The organism is Streptomyces sp. NBC_01515 (assembly GCF_045040345.1).
Classification (GTDB): Bacteria; Actinomycetota; Actinomycetes; order Streptomycetales; family Streptomycetaceae; genus Streptomyces.
Map to the genome: position 1 here is coordinate 6,173,387 of NZ_CP109416.1, position 16,018 is coordinate 6,189,404.

Sequence of the window (16,018 nt, forward strand, 5' to 3'; positions counted from 1 at the left end):
ATGCCGGTGATCACCGTCGACTGGTGGCAGGGCAACGACCGTGCCGCCCGCGCCGAACTCGTGGCCGAGCTGACCGCCACCGCCTCACGCATCGCGGGCTGCCCCAAGGAGGCCGTGACCGTCCTCGTCCGGGACGTGGCGCACGACCACTGGGGCAGCGGCGGCACCCTCGCCGACGAACTCGTCGGACCGGACCGGTCGCCGGCCGGCACATGAGGTGCGGGGCCGACCGGCGGCTGCTCCTCGTCCAGCCCTGCCACACCTCCGTGGTCAGGGCCGTGGCCGCCGGGTTCCGGGTCTGGTCGGTGCAGGACCCGGCGCTGTGCGCACCGCACTGCCTCGCCGAGACCGAACGGCTCTCGCAGGTCCTGCTGTTGACCGACACCGGCGACCCGGCGACCCTCGCCGTCCTGCTGGGCAGGACCGCCCGCCGGCACGGCATCGCCCAGGTGCTCCACTTGGGCGACCGGCGCCGTAGGGCCGCCGCGTTCGCCGCCGCCGACGCGGCGGGACCGTCGACGACCAGCCCGCAGCCCGTGCGGCGGATCCGCGACCGCACCGCGATGCGCCGTCTGCTGAACGAGGACGGCCGCTCGGTGGTGCGTGCCCGGGAAGCCCGTTCGGTGGGGGAAGTCCCCTCCCTGGTACGGGCGTTGGGGCTGCCGCTGGTCGTCAAGCGGACCGACGCGGCGGGCGGGCACCACGTCACCCGGATCGGCTGCCCCGGAGACCTGGCGGCCTGGACCGCCCGCCGGGAGGCGGACGCGGCGCCGGGACCCTACCTGGTGGAGGAGTATCTCGCCGGGCCCGTCTTCGGGGTGCACACCCTGACGGTCGACGGCGCCCACCACGTCCTCGCCCTCACGGCCCGGCATCCCGCGGGCGGGCCCGTCACCGAGCTGTACCCGGCACCGCTGGACACCCATGTGCGGTCCGAACTGCGGGCGGCTGCACGGGCGTTGCTCGACCTGGCCGACTACCGCTCCGGGCCCGCGTACACCCGGCTGGTGCTCACCGAGCGGGGCGCCCGCGTGGTCGCCGCCGAGGCGTCCTTCGTCTGCCGCGAACCGCAAGTCCCGCACGCCGACAGGGGGTTCGATCCCGATCTGTGGCTGTTCCGGGCCCTCGCACAGGAACAGCCGGTGACCAGTGGTACTCGCACGGTATCGCTTCGGGATCGCTCGGCGGCACCATGAGGGACGTCGAACGACATCACCACCACAGGGGGGAAGAGCGATGCGCAGGAAGACGGTCGGGCTCATAGGGATCGTGGCGGCGGTTCTGGTACTGGGCTGGGGGACGGCCACGGAGGTTCCGGCGAACAACGGGGGCCCCGACAGGATGGCGGCGGCACCGCTGAACAACGGCGGCCCGGACTTCGTCACCGGCTGACCGCACGCCTCCGGCACGACAGTGCCCCGCGCCCGTACGTCCGGGTGCGGGGCACAACCGTAGGCCCGCCGTGGGCAGTTGGGGTCAGCCGGGCCCGTCGGACATGGCGGGCATGTCCATCGACGCGAACAGCTCGTCCGCCTGTGTCCGGTGCAGGCGCGCCGACGCGCCGTCGCCGAGCGCGGCGGCCGCGTGCGCCATCCCGTCGTGGGCGCGGGCCAGTTCCACCCGGTACTCGATGGCACCGGCCCGCCGCGCGGCGCTCCGGTGCAGCTCCAGGGCCTGCGCGTGCGCGCCGCGCTGCCGGTGCATCCGGCCGACGATGTTCTCGACGTCGCAGCACCGCAGCGCCGTACCGCGCTCCCGCACCAGGTCCAGGGCCTGCTCCGCGTACGCCGACGCGGCGCGCTGCCGGCCGAGGCGCTGCTCGGCGTCGGCGGCGAGCGCGAGGGTGAGCGCGAGGTCCTCCGGGAACGAGGACTCGTCACCGGCGGACATCGCCTCACCGAGGCACGCCCTGGCCCGCTCGGGCTCGCCGAGGCCGAGCAGGGCGATCGCCAGGTCGTTCAGGGCCGGGATCTGGCTGACCGGCTCACCGTGCGCGCGGCGCAGCTCGACGGCCCGCTCGGCCGCTGCCGCCGCCTCGTCGTACCGGCCGAGCCAGGCGCAGACGGTACTGAGGTTGCACAGGGCCATCTCCTTGCGCAGCGCGTTCTCGTGCAGCTCGATGCTGCGGACCAGGCTGTCCCGGCCCTCCTTCAGATGGCCGAGGCAGCTGTGCAGCAGCCCCAACTGGTCGAGGCTGACGGCCTGTCCGTGCAGGTCGCCGGCCGACCGCGCGATCCGCAGGGCCTCCTCGGCCGAGGCGAGGCCGTCGCGGAACTTGCCGAGCTTCCAGTGCGAGGACGTCAGGTTGGACAGGCCGGCGCGCAGCGCGGAGGGGTCGCCGAGCCGGCGGGCGGAGGCCACCGCGAGGACGGCCACGTTCTCGTACTCGTCGAAGGAGCCGCGCAGGTTCAGATAGAACATGGCGTTGCGGGCGAGCTGCCCGGTCTGCACGTCCAGGCCCTGTTCATGGGCGACCGTCACCGCGGACAGCAGCGCGGAGTGCTCCTGGTCGAACCAGCCGCGCGCCTGCTCCACCCCGTGCAGCGGCGGCAGTTCGGCCACGTCCGCGGGCGCCGGTGTGGCATGCCGGGCCCGGCGCGGGAACAGCACCGCGCACGCCTGCTCGGAGGCCGCCACGTAGTAGTCGAGGACCCGCTCCAGCGCGGCGTGGTCCGTGGCCCGGGCGGCGTCGGTGCGCAGACTCTGCGCGAAGCTGCGCACCAGATCGTGCAGCGTGTACTGGCCGAGCGTGTGCTGCTGCACCAGATGCACGTCGAGGAGCCGCTCCAGGACGTCCTCGGCGGTCCGCCGGTCGGTGCCGAGCAGCGCGGCGCCCGAGTGGACGTCGACCTCCGTCCCCGGATGCAGCCCGAGCAGCCGGAAGGCCCGGCGGTGCTCCTCCTCCATCGCCTGGTACGACAGCTGGATGGTCGCGGCGACACTGCGCTCGCCCGAACTCAGCTCGCCCAGCCGCCGCGTCTCGTCGCACAGCCGGTCGACCAGGTACTGCACGGTCCAGCGCTGGCGGTTGCGCAGCCGGGCGCTCGCGATGCGCAGGGCCAGCGGCAGGTGACCGCACAGCTCGGCCAGTTCGGCGACGGCCTCCGGCTCGGCCGCCGCGCGCCGCTCGCCGAGTGTCTCCGCGAGCAGCGTCACGCTCTCCTCGGGCGGCATCACCCCGAGCGAGATCCACTCGGCGCCGTCCAGATCCATCAGCCGCGCCCGGCTGGTGACCAGGACCAGGCAGCCGGGCGAGGCCGGGAGCAGCGGCCGGACCTGGGTGGAGTCACTGGCGTTGTCCAGCAGGAGCAGCACCCGCCGGCCCGCGAGGGTGGCCCGCCACAGCGCCGCCCGGCCGCCCTCGTCCTCGGGGACGCGCTGGTCGGGGACGCCGAGGGTGCGCAGCAGCGCGCCGAGCACGGCGGTCGGCTGCTGGGGCTCCTCGCCGGGCGAGTAGCCGCGCAGGTCGAAGCAGAGCCGCCCGTCCGGGTACTGCTCGGCGAGCTGGTGGGCGGCGCGCACCGCGAGGGAGGTCTTGCCGCTGCCGCCCATGCCGTCCACGGCGACGATCCGCGTCCCGTCACAGGGCTCGGCGGCGTGCCGCAGCAGGGTGCGCAGCTCCTCCTCGCGGCCGGTGAAGTCGGAGAGGTCGTAGGGGAGCGTGGACAGCGACGGGGCGGTGACGGGGGCCCGCGGTCCCGCGGTGGCGGGCAACTGCGGCTCGGGGCCGGTCAGTTCGTCGCTGTCGCGCAGGATCGCCTCGTACAGCTTGGTCAGCCGGGGGCCCGGGTCGATGCCGAGCTCCGCGACGAGCAGGTCGCGCACCCGGCCGTACTCCTCCAGGGCCTCGGCGGCGCGGCCCGAGCGGTACAGGGCGAGCATCAGCTGGCCGCGCAGGGTCTCGCGGAGCGGGTGTTCGACGATCAACTCGCGTAGCTCGAACGCGAGTTCGCCACTCTCGCCCTGGTCGAGACGGAGCTGGAAGAGCTGCTCGGCGGCGGCCAGCCGGCGCTCGTCGAGGGCGGTGGCCGCGGCGGCGAGGGTGGTCCCGCCGGAGCCCGCCAGGACCGGGCCGCGCCACAGCGTGAGCGCCCGGCGCAGCAGGTCGGCGGCCTGGGCGGCTCCACCGGCGGCGAACTGCTCGCGGGCCTCGCCGGTGAGCCGGGTGAAGCGGCTGAGGTCGAGCTGCTCGTCGGCGACGGCGGCGCGGTAGCCGGGCCCGTCGGTGACCAGCAGTCCGGCCCCGCCGGGTATCCGGCGCCGGAGGTCGGCGACGGCCTTGCGGATCTGGTGGACGGCCGTCGCGGGCGGCTCCTCGTTCCACGCGGCCTCGACGAGTCGTGTTACCGGCACGACACGTCCGGGCTCCAGCAGCAGGGTGACGAGGACCCGTTCCTGGATCGGCCCGCCGAGCCGCAGCCGTTGCTGGTCGGCCCAGATCTCCAGCGCGCCCAGGATGTTGAAGTGCACAGCCTGCGGTGCTGCTCCGGTCAACGCGTCCCCTGCCCCCAAAAACGTGCCGAAGCCCAGGTAGGGGCTTCGGCTGCGCAGCCTAGGCCCATGTGAAGGCTTTGGCTGTATACGGACATTAACTGTTCACAGACAGTCGTTGTACCGATCCGGGAGGTGATGGGCAGCACACCCCAAACCACCCCATCCAACCGCCCCGCGCCGAAACCCCGTGCCCCCGCCCCGGCCGCCCGGCGACAATGGTCCGGTGCGGTACAGAATCCTGGGCAGCACCCGGGCGGACGACGAACAGGGCACCGGCGTACCCCTCGGCGGTGCGCGCCTGCGCGCCCTGCTCGCGGCGCTCGCCCTGCACCCGGGACGGAACATCCCCTTCGGCACCCTGATCGACGAGGTGTGGGCGGACGACCCGCCCCAGGACGCCCCGGCCGCCCTCCAGGCCCTGGTCGGCCGCCTCCGCCGCACCCTCGGTAAAGACGCGATCGCCTCCGACCCCGGCGGCTACCGCCTCGCGGCGACCCGGGACGACGTGGACCTGTTCGTCTTCGAACACCTCACCCGCAGGGGTACGGCCGCCCTCGACCGCGGCGACGCGACCGCCGCCGCCCGCGACCTCGCCGACGCGCTCGCCCTGTGGCGCGGCCCCGCGCTCGCCGACCTCCCGGACCGCTCCGCCGCCGCCCGCCCCGACGCGCTGCGCCAGGAGGCCACCCGCGCGCGGGCCGAGGCCGACCTGCTGCTCGGCCGCGCCGCCGACGTCGTACCGCAACTGAGGGAACTGACCACCGCGCATCCCTACGACGAACCCCTGCACGCCCTCCTCATCCGCGCCCTGCGTGACACGGGCCGAGGAGCCGACGCCCTCGCCGCGTACGAGGCGGCCCGGCGCGCGCTCGCCGAAGGGCTCGGCACCGACCCGGGGCCGGAACTCCGCGCACTGCACGGGGAGTTGCTCACGTCGACGGCACCCGCGAGTACGACGCCCCCGGTACCGGGGCCGCCCGAGCGCGACGGCAACCTGCGTCCGCGGCTTACCTCTTTCGTGGGCCGGGAACCCGAGATCGCCGCCATCCGTTCCGATATGCACAGGGCCCGCCTGGTCACGCTCACCGGACCGGGCGGCTCCGGAAAGACCCGTCTCGCCGAGGAAGCCGCCGCCGGGCTCCCGCAGGCGTGGCTCGTCGAGCTGGCCCGGCTCGACCGGCCGGAGGCGGTGCCGGGCGCGGTGGTCAGTGCCCTCGGGCTGCGCGAGACCGCCCTGCTGACCACCGAGCTGATGACCACGCAGGACGACCCGGTCGCCCTGCTGGTGGAGTACTGCGCCTCGCGCGGCCGACTCCTGATCCTTGACAACTGCGAACATGTCATCGACGCGGTGGCCGACCTCGCCGAGACCCTCCTGACCCGCTGCCCGGGGCTCACGATCCTCGCCACCAGCCGCGAACCCCTCGGCGTCCCCGGCGAGTCCGTGCGCCCGGTCGAGCCCCTCGTCCCCGACCAGGCACACCGCCTCTTCACCGATCGCGCCACCGCGGTCCGCCCCGACGCGCGGGCCGTGCTCCAGGACACGGAGGCCGTCGCGGAGATCTGCCGCCGCCTCGACGGCCTGCCCCTGGCCATCGAACTGGCCGCCGCCCGGCTCCGGTTGCTCACCCCGCGCCAGATCGCCGACCGCCTAGACGACCGCTTCCGCCTCCTCACCTCCGGCAGCCGCACGGTCCTGCCCCGCCAGCAGACCCTCCGTGCCGTCGTCGACTGGTCCTGGGACCTGCTCGACGAGGCGGAGCGGACGGTGCTGCGCGAGGTCTCCGTGTTCGCCGGCGGCTGGGACCTCGCGGCGGCCGAGGCCGTGTGCACCGGCCCCGCGGCCCACCTCATCGGCTCCCTGGTCGACAAGTCCCTGATCGTGGCCACCCCGGGCGACACGGACGGCGGCATGCGCTACCGCATGCTGGAGACCATCCACGAGTACGCCGTCGAGCGCGCCGCCGAGACCCCCGAACTGCGCACCGCCGCCGAGCGCAGGCACCGCGCGTGGGTGCTCGCCCTCGTCGAGGAGGCCGAGCCGCTCCTCCGCTCGGGCGACCAACTCCCGTGGATAGCCCGCCTGGAGACCGAGCTGGACAACATCCGGGCCGCCCTCGCCCGCTCCGTCGCCGCACGCGACGAGGCGGAGGCCGGTGCCCTGGTCCTCGCCGTCGGCTGGTTCTGGTGGCTGCGCAACTACCGCACCGAGGGCGCGGAATGGGTGATCCGCGTCCTCGCCCTGACCGTGCCGGCCGGGTCCGCCCTGGACCCGTACGAGGCCTACGTCGCCGACCCGGAGGCGGACGTCCGGCACCCCCTGCACACCCGGCGGATGGACCTCCGGCTGCTGAACCTCTTCCTCAGGGCCGAGTCCGAGCTGCTGGGCCGGACGGAGGACGGCCTGCGGGACGAGTGCATGTGGCAGTACATGCGGCTGGTCCAGGACCACTTCGCCGCCGGCGGCCCGCAGTCGGCCCGTATGCCGGGGCTCATCTGGCCGCTCACCGCCTACTTCCTCACCGAGTCGATGGACATCCGGCCCGCCATGGAGGCGGCGGTCGTCAACGCCCGTGCCCACGGCGGCGACTGGGAGAACGCCGTGATGCTGATGTTCCGCACCCACCTCCTCGTCGACTCACCTGGCGGCATGGCGGGCATCGACGAGGACCTGAAGGCGCTGAAGGTGCTCTGCCGGCGCGTCGGCGACCGCTGGGTGCGTGCCCAGGTGTCCAGCGCGGTCGGCGAGGCCGCGATGGTCCGCGGCCGCTTCGAGGAGGCGCGGACGGAGTACGAGGAGGCACTGGCGCTCGCCTACGAGGTCGGCGCCAACACCGAGACCCCGTTCCTCATCGCCCGCCTCGCCGAACTCGCCTTCCGCGCGGGAGACCGCGTCAGCGCGCTGGCGGGCCTGGACCGGGCGACCGCGGAGTCCGACCGGCACGGTGTGTCGGACGCCCGCACCTTCGTCCTGATGCTGCGCGCGCACATCGCCCTGGAGGACGGAGACGTCGCCCGCGCGCGGGAGTTGAGCGACCTGGCCACGACGGAGAGCCAGAAGGGCACACCCCCACCGCAGTTCAAGGCCGGCCTGAGCGCGGTCGCCGCCCTGATCACCGCCGCCGAGTCCGGCCCGGCGCGCGGCCTTGAGCTGATGACCGCCACCCTGCGCGAGGCCGTCGACCAGAACTGCGCCGACGCGCTGATCGCGATGCTGGTGGACCAGACGGCCCTGCTCTCCGCCGACCTCGGCGAACTCCCGAGCGCGGTACGGCTGTTGGGCGCGGGCGACCACTGGCGCGGCGGCCACCCGCGCCTCATGCCGGAGCGCGCCCGCGTCGAGCACACCGAGGCCGTCGCCCGCACCGACCTGGGCGCCGAGCACTACGCCGCCGAACGCGCCCGCGGCGAGACCCTCACCATGGACGAGATCCTGGCGGAGCTGCCCGCCCCGCCGTGACCTCCTACTGGCAGGTGAACTTGGACTCCGCCCAGTCCGCCAGCGCCAGGTTGTCGAAGGAGCTGCGCGGTTCGACCACGAGCCGCACGGTCTTGCGCCCGGCGATGTTCACATGCACCGGCACCGCGGGATCCCCGCCGTCGATCTCCCCGGACTGCCACAGCCGCACCCCGTCCGCGTACACCGCGAAGTACACCTTGCCGATCCCCAGCATCATGTCGTCGACGCCGACCGTCGCGTCGTAGGAGACGCACTGGCGGTTGAGGTCGATCGTGACGGAGGAGCGGCCGTGCACAGTGGCCCCGTGGGCGTACCGCGTGCCGCCGATCGAGACGCCGTAGCGCTGCCACACCCAGCTGCTCTCGCCGAGCTGGATCTCCGGTGCGGTGCCGTCGCCGTTGACGTTGTACGAGAGCTCGCTGACCTGGAAGATCGTCGGCGCGGGTGGGGGCGTCGGGGTCGGGGTGGGGGTGGGCGTCGGGGTGGGTCTGGGGGTCGGCTTCGGGGTCGGGGTGGACTTGGGCGTCGGTGTGGGCTTCGCCCGGGGTGTGGGAGACGGCTTCGGGGTCGGAGTGGGTGTCGGCTCGGGCTTCAACACCGCAGGTTCCGGGGCCGGTTGCTTCTTCGGGGGCGTCGGGGGAGTCGACTCGGGTTTCGCGATGGGGGAGGACGAGGGCGCCGGTTTCGCCTCGGGCTTCTTCGCGGGGGTGTGGGTGCTGCCGGCCAGCGCGAGGGCGATCGCCGCCGCTGCCGCCGTGGCGACCACACCGGCCGCGATGCCCGCCTTCACCGGGGCGCCCAGGCCCTCGGAGGCCGCCGCGCCCCCGGCACCCGCACTGCCGGACGAACTCCCGCCCGCGGCGGCTGCGGCGCCCGCGGCACCGGCCGCACCCGCTCCCGCGCCGCCCGCGATGAGCGCGACCGCCTTCGCGTACCCGGCGACGCCGAACCAGCCGATGACCGCGACCGGGACGACCGCCGGGATACCGCTGGCGACCTCCTCGATCTGCAGCGCGGCCAGCCGGCACTTGGCGCACTCCTCCAGGTGCTTGCGCAGCCCCCGTTCGGCACGCGTGCGCAGTCGGCGGCGGGCGTAGGTGCCGAGCTGGTCGGCGTAGCGCGCGCACTCCTCGTCGTCGGTGAGGGCCGTGCTGACATGGGCCTGGAGATAGGCCTGCTTGAGCCCCTCGCGGGCCCGACTGGCCAGCACGCGCGTGCCGTTGGCGTCGAGCCCGAAGAGCGTGGCGACCTCGCTCGGCGACTCGTCCTCGACCTCGGTGTGCCACAGCACGGCCTGCCACCGCTCGGGCAGCGACCGGAAGGCCTGCATCGCCATCGACTGCTCGGCCACGTGCATGGCCCGGACGTCGGCGCCCAGGTCGATCGTGTCGTCGTCCGACACCTCCGACACCCGCGCGGACTGCGCGGCGAACACCGCGAAGTCGTCGACGAGGTGCTCCCGCTTCGCCGACTTCGTCCAGTTCGCGGCGACGCGCCGGACGGAGGTCAGCAGATAGGCGCGTACGGCGTGCTCGGGCCCCGAACCACCGCGCACCGCCTGCAACATGCGGGCGAAGACCTCGGCGGTCAGATCGTCGGCGGTGTGCCCGTCCCGGCAACAAGTCCGGGCGTACCGGCGCACGGCGTCCGCGTGGCGCCGGTACAGCTCCTCGTACGCCGTGTCGTCACCGGCGCGCATCCGCTCGATCAGCGAGGCGTCGGCCGCCGGCATCTCCGACGGTGGCAGCAGCGGTGGTGGCAGCACGCTGCCCTCGCGCTGCGGCGGGACGCTGCCCTCGGCGGGTTCGAAACCCGGGGGGACACCACTGGGCCCGCCCTGACTCGGCACCTGTGGTGAGGTCAGCCCACCGGCCTCCGGGTCACCGTCACCCAGTGACTCGTCACGCCCGTCAACGCTCATCGCGGAAAGCCCCCGCCGCCTGCCCAGCCAGTCCAACCAGTCCCGAACACCGGGTCAGCGTAGCCATATTGGCTTTTGTTCAGGACCCCGTCGTACGGATCATCCACTCATCCGTGGGGATTTCCCGCACCGCAGTACTACCGTTCACCCCTCCGGGGAAGGCTCAACTGTCGCGCCCGGAACGGGAGTTGACGACAATGAGCGAAATGCCCGGAACATTCCCGGACGTCACGAGGGGCGCGGGCACCACGGCACCCCCGCTCCACAGTCACCTATTCGAGTCACCGGGGAACGAGTTGTCCGACCTCATTCAGCGCAGGTCGGCATTTTTCAGCCCGTCCGGCGTTTGAGGACGAGGCCCCTTCAGGGCCGATGGGGGTCTGGGGGCGCAGCCCCCAGAGGACGCCCGCCCCAACGCCGGCCCACCCTCACAACGGCCGCGACCGCAACCCCTCCAACAGAATGTCCAGCAACCGCGCCGACGCCGCCGCCTGCTGCGCGGCATCCGGCAACGAGGGCGCCGCCGTGGCGATCACCAGCAGCACATCCGACACCGAAACGTCCGCCCGCAACTGCCCCGCGGCCCGCGCCCGGTCCACCAGCTGCCCCACGACCTCCAGCAGCGCGGTCGCCCCGGCGTCGTACTCCGCGGAACCCAGAGACCCCGCCGACTCCTCCGGAACCAGGCGCAGTTCACCCGCACCCGGCTGCGTCCGCTGCTGCGGCACCCGCGCCTCGTCGAGGAGGGCGGCACCCTCACCCTCATCGGCGACGCCGACCCGCAGCACCTGCGGCGGCAGCAGCCGCCCCGCGCCCGAGGCCACCGACGTCCGCAGGAAGCGCGACAGCGCCGACCACGGCTCGTCCTCCTGACCGAGCGCCGAACGCGCCTGGTCGGTCAGCCGGGAGGTCTCCTCCTCGGCTATCCGCCGCACCAGGACGTCCTTGCTCGGGAAGCGCCGGTACACCGTGCCGACCCCGACCCGCGCGCGTCGCGCCACGTCCTCCATCGGCGCGCCGTAGCCCAGCTCGCCGAAGACCTCACGTGCCGCCCGCAGCACGTGCTCCAGATTGCGCTGTGCGTCCACCCGCAACGGCGTCGTCCGCGAGGAGTCCCCGCGTCCGTTCGCCGCCGCTCCGACCGCGCCGCCGGATGCGACGGCTGACGCGGATGTCCAATGAGAATCCTGAATATGCATACACGTTCCCCCGGTTAATGACGTCTCCCCCCGGAGACTCCCCGTCATCGGCAGCCGGAGCATCGTGAGACAAGCCCGGTCCGCGAGCCCCGCTCTTCGCGGACCCGCTGAGCACATCCCCCTTCACCCCGTCGACACACGAACATAGTTGAGAGGGGGTCAATTCAGAAGGGGCAGGTTCCGCACGGAGCGCCCCCCGATCGGAGTACGGGTCGCATACGCCCCTATTGCACCCCGGGGCACCACCCCGATCACCCTCACTGACCTGCGAACCTGCCCTCGGCGACGGCACTTTCGGCGCCCCCGCGCACCCTCCGCCGCCGGTCACACAATTTGTCGGGGCTGTGGACAAACTCCAGCGCCGGGTGCGTCATGGGGTGGTGAAGGAACGCGCGCGCATTCTCGTTGTCGGTGGCGGCTACGTCGGGATGTACACAGCCCTGCGCCTTCAGAAGAAGTTGAAACGTGAAATCAAGCGTGGGCAGGTCGAGATCACCGTCGTCAGTCCCGACCCTTACATGACGTATCAGCCGTTTCTCCCCGAAGCCGCCGCCGGTTCGATCTCCCCCCGCCATGTGGTCGTCCCGCTGCGCCGCGTCCTCGGCCGCTGCCGGGTCGTCATCGGCGAGGCCACCGCCATCGACCACGCCAAGCGCACCGCGACCCTCAGCACCCTCGCCACCGAGGAAGAGGGCACGGGCACCGAGGAGTTGGCGTACGACGAACTCGTCCTGGCCCCCGGCTCGATCTCGCGCACCCTCCCGATCCCCGGTCTCGCCGAGCACGGCGTCGGCTTCAAGACCGTCGAGGAGGCCATCGGCCTGCGCAACCACGTCATCGAGCAGATGGACATCGCCTCCTCCACCCGCGACCCCGCGATCCGCGACGCGGCCCTGACCTTCGTCTTCGTAGGAGGCGGTTACGCCGGCGTCGAGGCGCTCGGCGAGCTGGAGGACATGGCGCGCTACGCCGTGCGCTACTACCACAACGTCGACGCCGACGACCTGAAGTGGATCCTCGTGGAGGCCTCGAACCGCATCCTCCCGGAGGTCGGCGAGGAGATGGGCACCTACACGATCACCCAGCTGCGCCGCCGCAACATCCAGGTCCTCCTGGAGACCCGCCTCGAATCCTGCGTCGACCGCGTCGCCGTCCTCAGCGACGGCCAGCGCTTCCCGACCCGCACCCTCGTGTGGACGGCCGGCGTGAAACCCCACCCCGTCCTCGCCGCCACCGACCTCCCGCTCACCACACACGGCCGCCTCAAGTGCACCGCCCAGCTGACGGTCGAGGGCGCCACGCACGCGTGGGCAGCGGGAGACGCGGCAGCCGTCCCCGACGTCACCGCGTCCGAACCCGGCACCGAGACCGCCCCCAACGCCCAACACGCCGTACGCCAGGCCAAGGTCCTCGGAGACAACATCGCGCACTCCCTGCGCGGCGAGCCCCTTCAGACGTACGCCCACAAGTACGTCGGCTCGGTCGCCTCCCTGGGACTGCACAAAGGCGTCGCGCAGGTCTACGGACGGAAGCTGAAGGGCTACCCTGCCTGGTTCATGCACCGCGTCTACCACCTGAGCAGGGTGCCCACCTTCAACCGCAAGGCCCGTGTGCTCGCCGAATGGACCCTGGCGGGGCTCTTCAAACGGGAGATCGTCTCCCTCGGATCACTCGAACACCCCCGAGCGGAGTTCGAACTCGCGGCCGGTGGAAAGCCTCCACACGACCCGAAGGGGTCGAACTGACCCGACCGAGGAACTCCACCGGCCGCCGAGGCGTCTGACGAATGTCGGCCCGGTCGGTCACACTGCCAGACTGGTCCACGACTTCGGGCGGGCCCGTGCCCGCCCTTCCCACCCAAGAGGCTTTCCCCACTGTGCTGCATCCCCCGGGGGGCCGACCCCCGGACCCCCGGCAGGGTCCGGAGCGGGCCGACAACACCTACACGAGGCAAGGATTCGTGAACTTCACGCGCTGGAGCGCCCGGCTCCCCGGAACGCAGCGCCGCGCCGCAGCGCGGACCGACCACACGGTCACCCCGGACCGGCGGGGAGAAGGCTCCGTACCCGCGGCCCGCGCCGAGCAACTCACCGACGAGCCGCCGCCGGTCCCCGCCGTCGAGGACCTGCCCGTCCGCGAGGTCCTCGACCGCGTCCCGGCCCTCGTCGCCCTGGTGCACGGCCCCGACCAGCGCATCGCGTACGTCAACGACGCCTACGTGGCCGCCTTCGGCACCCGCCCCCTGGGCGCACCGGCCCGCGAGGCCCTCCCCGAGTTCGACGAACTCGGCCTGCTCCCGCTCCTGGACCAGGTCCTGCGCAGCGGCAAGCCCCGCACCCTCAAGTCCCGCAAGGCGCCCGGCGGCCGCTCGTACACGTTCACGTGCACCCCGGTCGCCGAGAGCGCCGACAGCGCCGAGGGCGGCGTCCTGATCTTCGCCACCGACGTCACCGACCACGCCGAGGCCGCCGAACGCCTCCGCGCCAGCGAACGCCGCCAGCGCGAGACAGCAGTGACCCTGCAGCGCTCTCTGCTCCCGCAGGAGCTGGAGGAGCCGGACGATCTGCGCATCGCCGCCACCTACCAGCCCGGCGGCACCGAGGCGGCGGTCGGCGGCGACTGGTACGACGTGATCACCCTCGGCGGCGGCCGCACCGCCCTGGTCATCGGCGACGTCATGGGCCGAGGCGTCCGTGCGGCGGCGGTCATGGGTCAACTCCGCACGGCGGTAAGGGCGTACGCCCGCCTCGACCTGCCCCCGCACGAGGTGCTCCAGCTCCTGGACGGCCTCGCCACGGAGATCGACGCGAACCAGATCGCCACCTGCGTGTACGCCATCTTCGACCCGAACGAGGGCCGCCTGGTCTACGCCTCGGCGGGCCACCTCCCGATCCTCGTCCGCGACGAGACGGGCGCGGTCCAGCGCGCCGACGAACCCACCGGCCCCCCGCTCGGCACCGGCGGCTGGATCCACTCCTCGGGCTCGATCCCCCTCAGCCCCGGCTCCACGGCGGTCCTCTACACGGACGGCCTGGTGGAACGCCGGGACGAGGACCTCGACGAGGGAATCGCCTCCCTGGAGCGCGCCCTGGCCGGCGCCACCGGCACCCCCCAGGTGGTCTGCGACCGCCTGGTCCGCTCGCTCGGCGTCACCGCGGACCACGACGACGACGTCGCCGTCCTGGTCCTCCAGCACCCGGCCCGCACCGGCCCGGCCGGCGACCTCTTCCGCAACGCGGCCCTGGAGCTGCTCGGCGGAGTCGAAGCGGCCCCACGCGCGCGTGCGTTCGCCTCCGGAGTCCTCACCAGCTGGCGCTTCCCCACCGAACTGCACGACCTGGGCGTCCTGGCGGCCAGCGAGCTGGTCGCCAACAGCCTCCAGCACGGCACCCCGCCCATGCGCCTCCGCCTGCGCCGCACCGACCGCCGCCTCATCGTCGAGGTCACGGACGGCGACGACCACCTGCCCCGCCGCCGCCGCGCGGAACCGGCTGACGAGTCGGGCAGAGGCATCGCGATCGTGGCGACCATCGCCTCGAACTGGGGCTCCCGCCGCACCCCGGGCGGAGGCAAGGCCGTCTGGTGCGAGTTCGTACTCCCCAAGACGCCCCCGGCGTGACCTACGCCTCGACCCCTACGGGCTCCACACTCCCGCGAGCGACGACCAGACTCCCCTTCGCCCGCCAAGGCTGATCCTGCACAGCGGTCAACTGCCGCCCCAGCTTCACGGCGAGCAGACTGATCCCCAGCGAGAACAAGAAGAACGTCACGACATACGGCCCCGGCAGCGAAGCCCCCAACGGCCCGCCCACCGCGGGCCCAACAGCCAACGCGAGCTGCTTCACCAGGGCGAAGGCCGAGTTGTACTGCCCGGCCATCCCCTCCGGCGCCAGATCGGCCACCAGCGGAGCGACGGTCGGCGACAACATCGCCTCCCCCAGCCCGAACAGCGCGTACGTCGACACAAAGGCCGCCGTAGCCATCTCCTGACTCCCGTGCCCAAGCCCCGCGAACCCGGCCGTGACCCAAGCCAGCGCCCAGATCATCCCTACGGCCGCGATCACCCGCGAGCGCCGACGCCGCTCCACGAACTTCAGCACCGCGAACTGCGCGACGACGATCATCGCGGTGTTCGCGGCCAGCGCGGTCCCGAGAGCGGACGTCGAGATACCGGCGGCCTCGACCCCGTACGCACTCAACCCCGACTCGAACTGCCCGTAGCAGGCGAAGAACAGCACGAAGCCGACCACGCTCAGCTGCACCATGGCCCGGTTGCCGAGCAACTGCTTCCAGGCACCCTTCGCGGACGACTGCGCGGGAGCGTCACCGATGGCCGGCGAATGCGGCATCCGCACGGTCGACATCACCCCGGCGAGCACCAGGAACATCGCCGACTCGATCCCGAAGAGCAGCGTGAACGAGGACGCGCTGGTCGTGTCGACCAGATGACCGCCGATGAGCCCGCCGACACCGAGCCCGAGGTTCTGCAGAAAGAACTGCATGGCAAAGGCACGCGAGCGCGTGTCCGCCGTGGAACAGTCCACGATCATCGTGGCGAGCGCCGGCTGCATCACGGCCTGCCCGGCCCCGAGCGCGGCAGCCGACAGCAACACAGCGGTCGCACTCCCCGCCAGCCCCAGACTCATCGACCCTACGGCGGCCAGGACCAGGGCGACGAGGAGAACCGGTCGGGGACCGCGCCGGACGATGGCCCGCCCGGCGAACGGCAGCACGATCAACGCGGCCACGGCGAAGTCGGCGAGTACGAGACCCGCCGTCATGGCCCCCAGTCCCCGCACCTGCGCCACATAGACGTACAGGTAGGGGACCGTGAAGCCGAGCCCGAACGCGCTGAGTGCGTTTCCCACGTGGATCCGGCGCATCGCTGCGCCCATCGCCCTGGTCACGGTCACCTCAATCAGGTAGTTGGTCGCCATCGGTACT

At 72.8% G+C, this 16,018-nt stretch carries 10 protein-coding genes; 6 read left to right on the plus strand and 4 right to left on the minus strand.

Annotated features, from left to right (window positions below; genetic code table 11):
- Genes OG407_RS27785 through OG407_RS27795 form a run of 3 tightly spaced genes read left to right on the plus strand, consistent with a single transcriptional unit; the run spans window position 1 to window position 1,392 of the window.
- Window positions 1–216 carry a 4-oxalocrotonate tautomerase family protein gene (locus OG407_RS27785; protein ID WP_328681935.1) on the plus strand — a complete coding sequence of 72 codons (216 nt, stop codon included), beginning with the start codon at window positions 1–3 and terminating at the stop codon, window positions 214–216.
- A complete protein-coding gene (locus tag OG407_RS27790; RefSeq protein WP_405862137.1) occupies window positions 213–1,196 on the plus strand; it encodes an acetyl-CoA carboxylase biotin carboxylase subunit family protein in 984 nt (327 codons plus the stop codon). The genes OG407_RS27785 and OG407_RS27790 overlap by 4 nt, the downstream gene beginning before the upstream one ends.
- 40 nt (window positions 1,197–1,236) lie before the next feature.
- The gene (locus OG407_RS27795) at window positions 1,237–1,392 is read left to right on the plus strand and encodes a hypothetical protein (RefSeq protein ID WP_405862139.1); all 156 of its coding nucleotides are present in this window, start codon (window positions 1,237–1,239) and stop codon (window positions 1,390–1,392) included.
- Window positions 1,393–1,476: 84 nt separating this feature from the next.
- On the opposite strand, the gene OG407_RS27800 is transcribed toward OG407_RS27795, so the two are convergent.
- Window positions 1,477–4,494, minus strand: coding sequence for an AfsR/SARP family transcriptional regulator (locus OG407_RS27800; RefSeq protein ID WP_405862141.1), 3,018 nt, complete (start codon window positions 4,492–4,494; stop codon window positions 1,477–1,479).
- Window positions 4,495–4,717: 223 nt separating this feature from the next.
- Between OG407_RS27800 and OG407_RS27805 the strand changes: the two genes are divergently transcribed.
- The gene (locus OG407_RS27805) at window positions 4,718–7,954 is read left to right on the plus strand and encodes a BTAD domain-containing putative transcriptional regulator (protein ID WP_405862142.1); all 3,237 of its coding nucleotides are present in this window, start codon (window positions 4,718–4,720) and stop codon (window positions 7,952–7,954) included.
- Between the two features lie 4 nt (window positions 7,955–7,958).
- Here the strand turns inward: OG407_RS27805 and OG407_RS27810 are convergent, their stop codons facing one another.
- The gene (locus OG407_RS27810) at window positions 7,959–9,875 is read right to left on the minus strand and encodes a sigma-70 family RNA polymerase sigma factor (RefSeq protein ID WP_405862144.1); all 1,917 of its coding nucleotides are present in this window, start codon (window positions 9,873–9,875) and stop codon (window positions 7,959–7,961) included.
- A 428-nt stretch (window positions 9,876–10,303) separates the two neighbouring features.
- Entirely contained in the window at window positions 10,304–11,074 is a 771-nt protein-coding gene (locus tag OG407_RS27815) for a helix-turn-helix domain-containing protein (RefSeq protein WP_365310258.1), read from the minus strand.
- Between the two features lie 377 nt (window positions 11,075–11,451).
- On the opposite strand from OG407_RS27815, the gene OG407_RS27820 reads away from it, so the two are divergent.
- Window positions 11,452–12,819: an NAD(P)/FAD-dependent oxidoreductase gene (locus OG407_RS27820; RefSeq protein WP_405868638.1), complete on the plus strand. Its 1,368-nt coding sequence runs from the start codon at window positions 11,452–11,454 to the stop codon at window positions 12,817–12,819.
- A 215-nt stretch (window positions 12,820–13,034) separates the two neighbouring features.
- On the plus strand, window positions 13,035–14,693 hold the full coding sequence (locus tag OG407_RS27825; protein WP_405862146.1) for a SpoIIE family protein phosphatase: 1,659 nt from the start codon (window positions 13,035–13,037) through the stop codon (window positions 14,691–14,693).
- 1 nt (window position 14,694) lies between these two features.
- On the opposite strand, the gene OG407_RS27830 is transcribed toward OG407_RS27825, so the two are convergent.
- Window positions 14,695–16,011, minus strand: a complete 1,317-nt coding sequence (locus tag OG407_RS27830; RefSeq protein WP_405862148.1) for an MFS transporter — start codon at window positions 16,009–16,011, stop codon at window positions 14,695–14,697.
- Window positions 16,012–16,018: the final 7 nt, after the last annotated feature.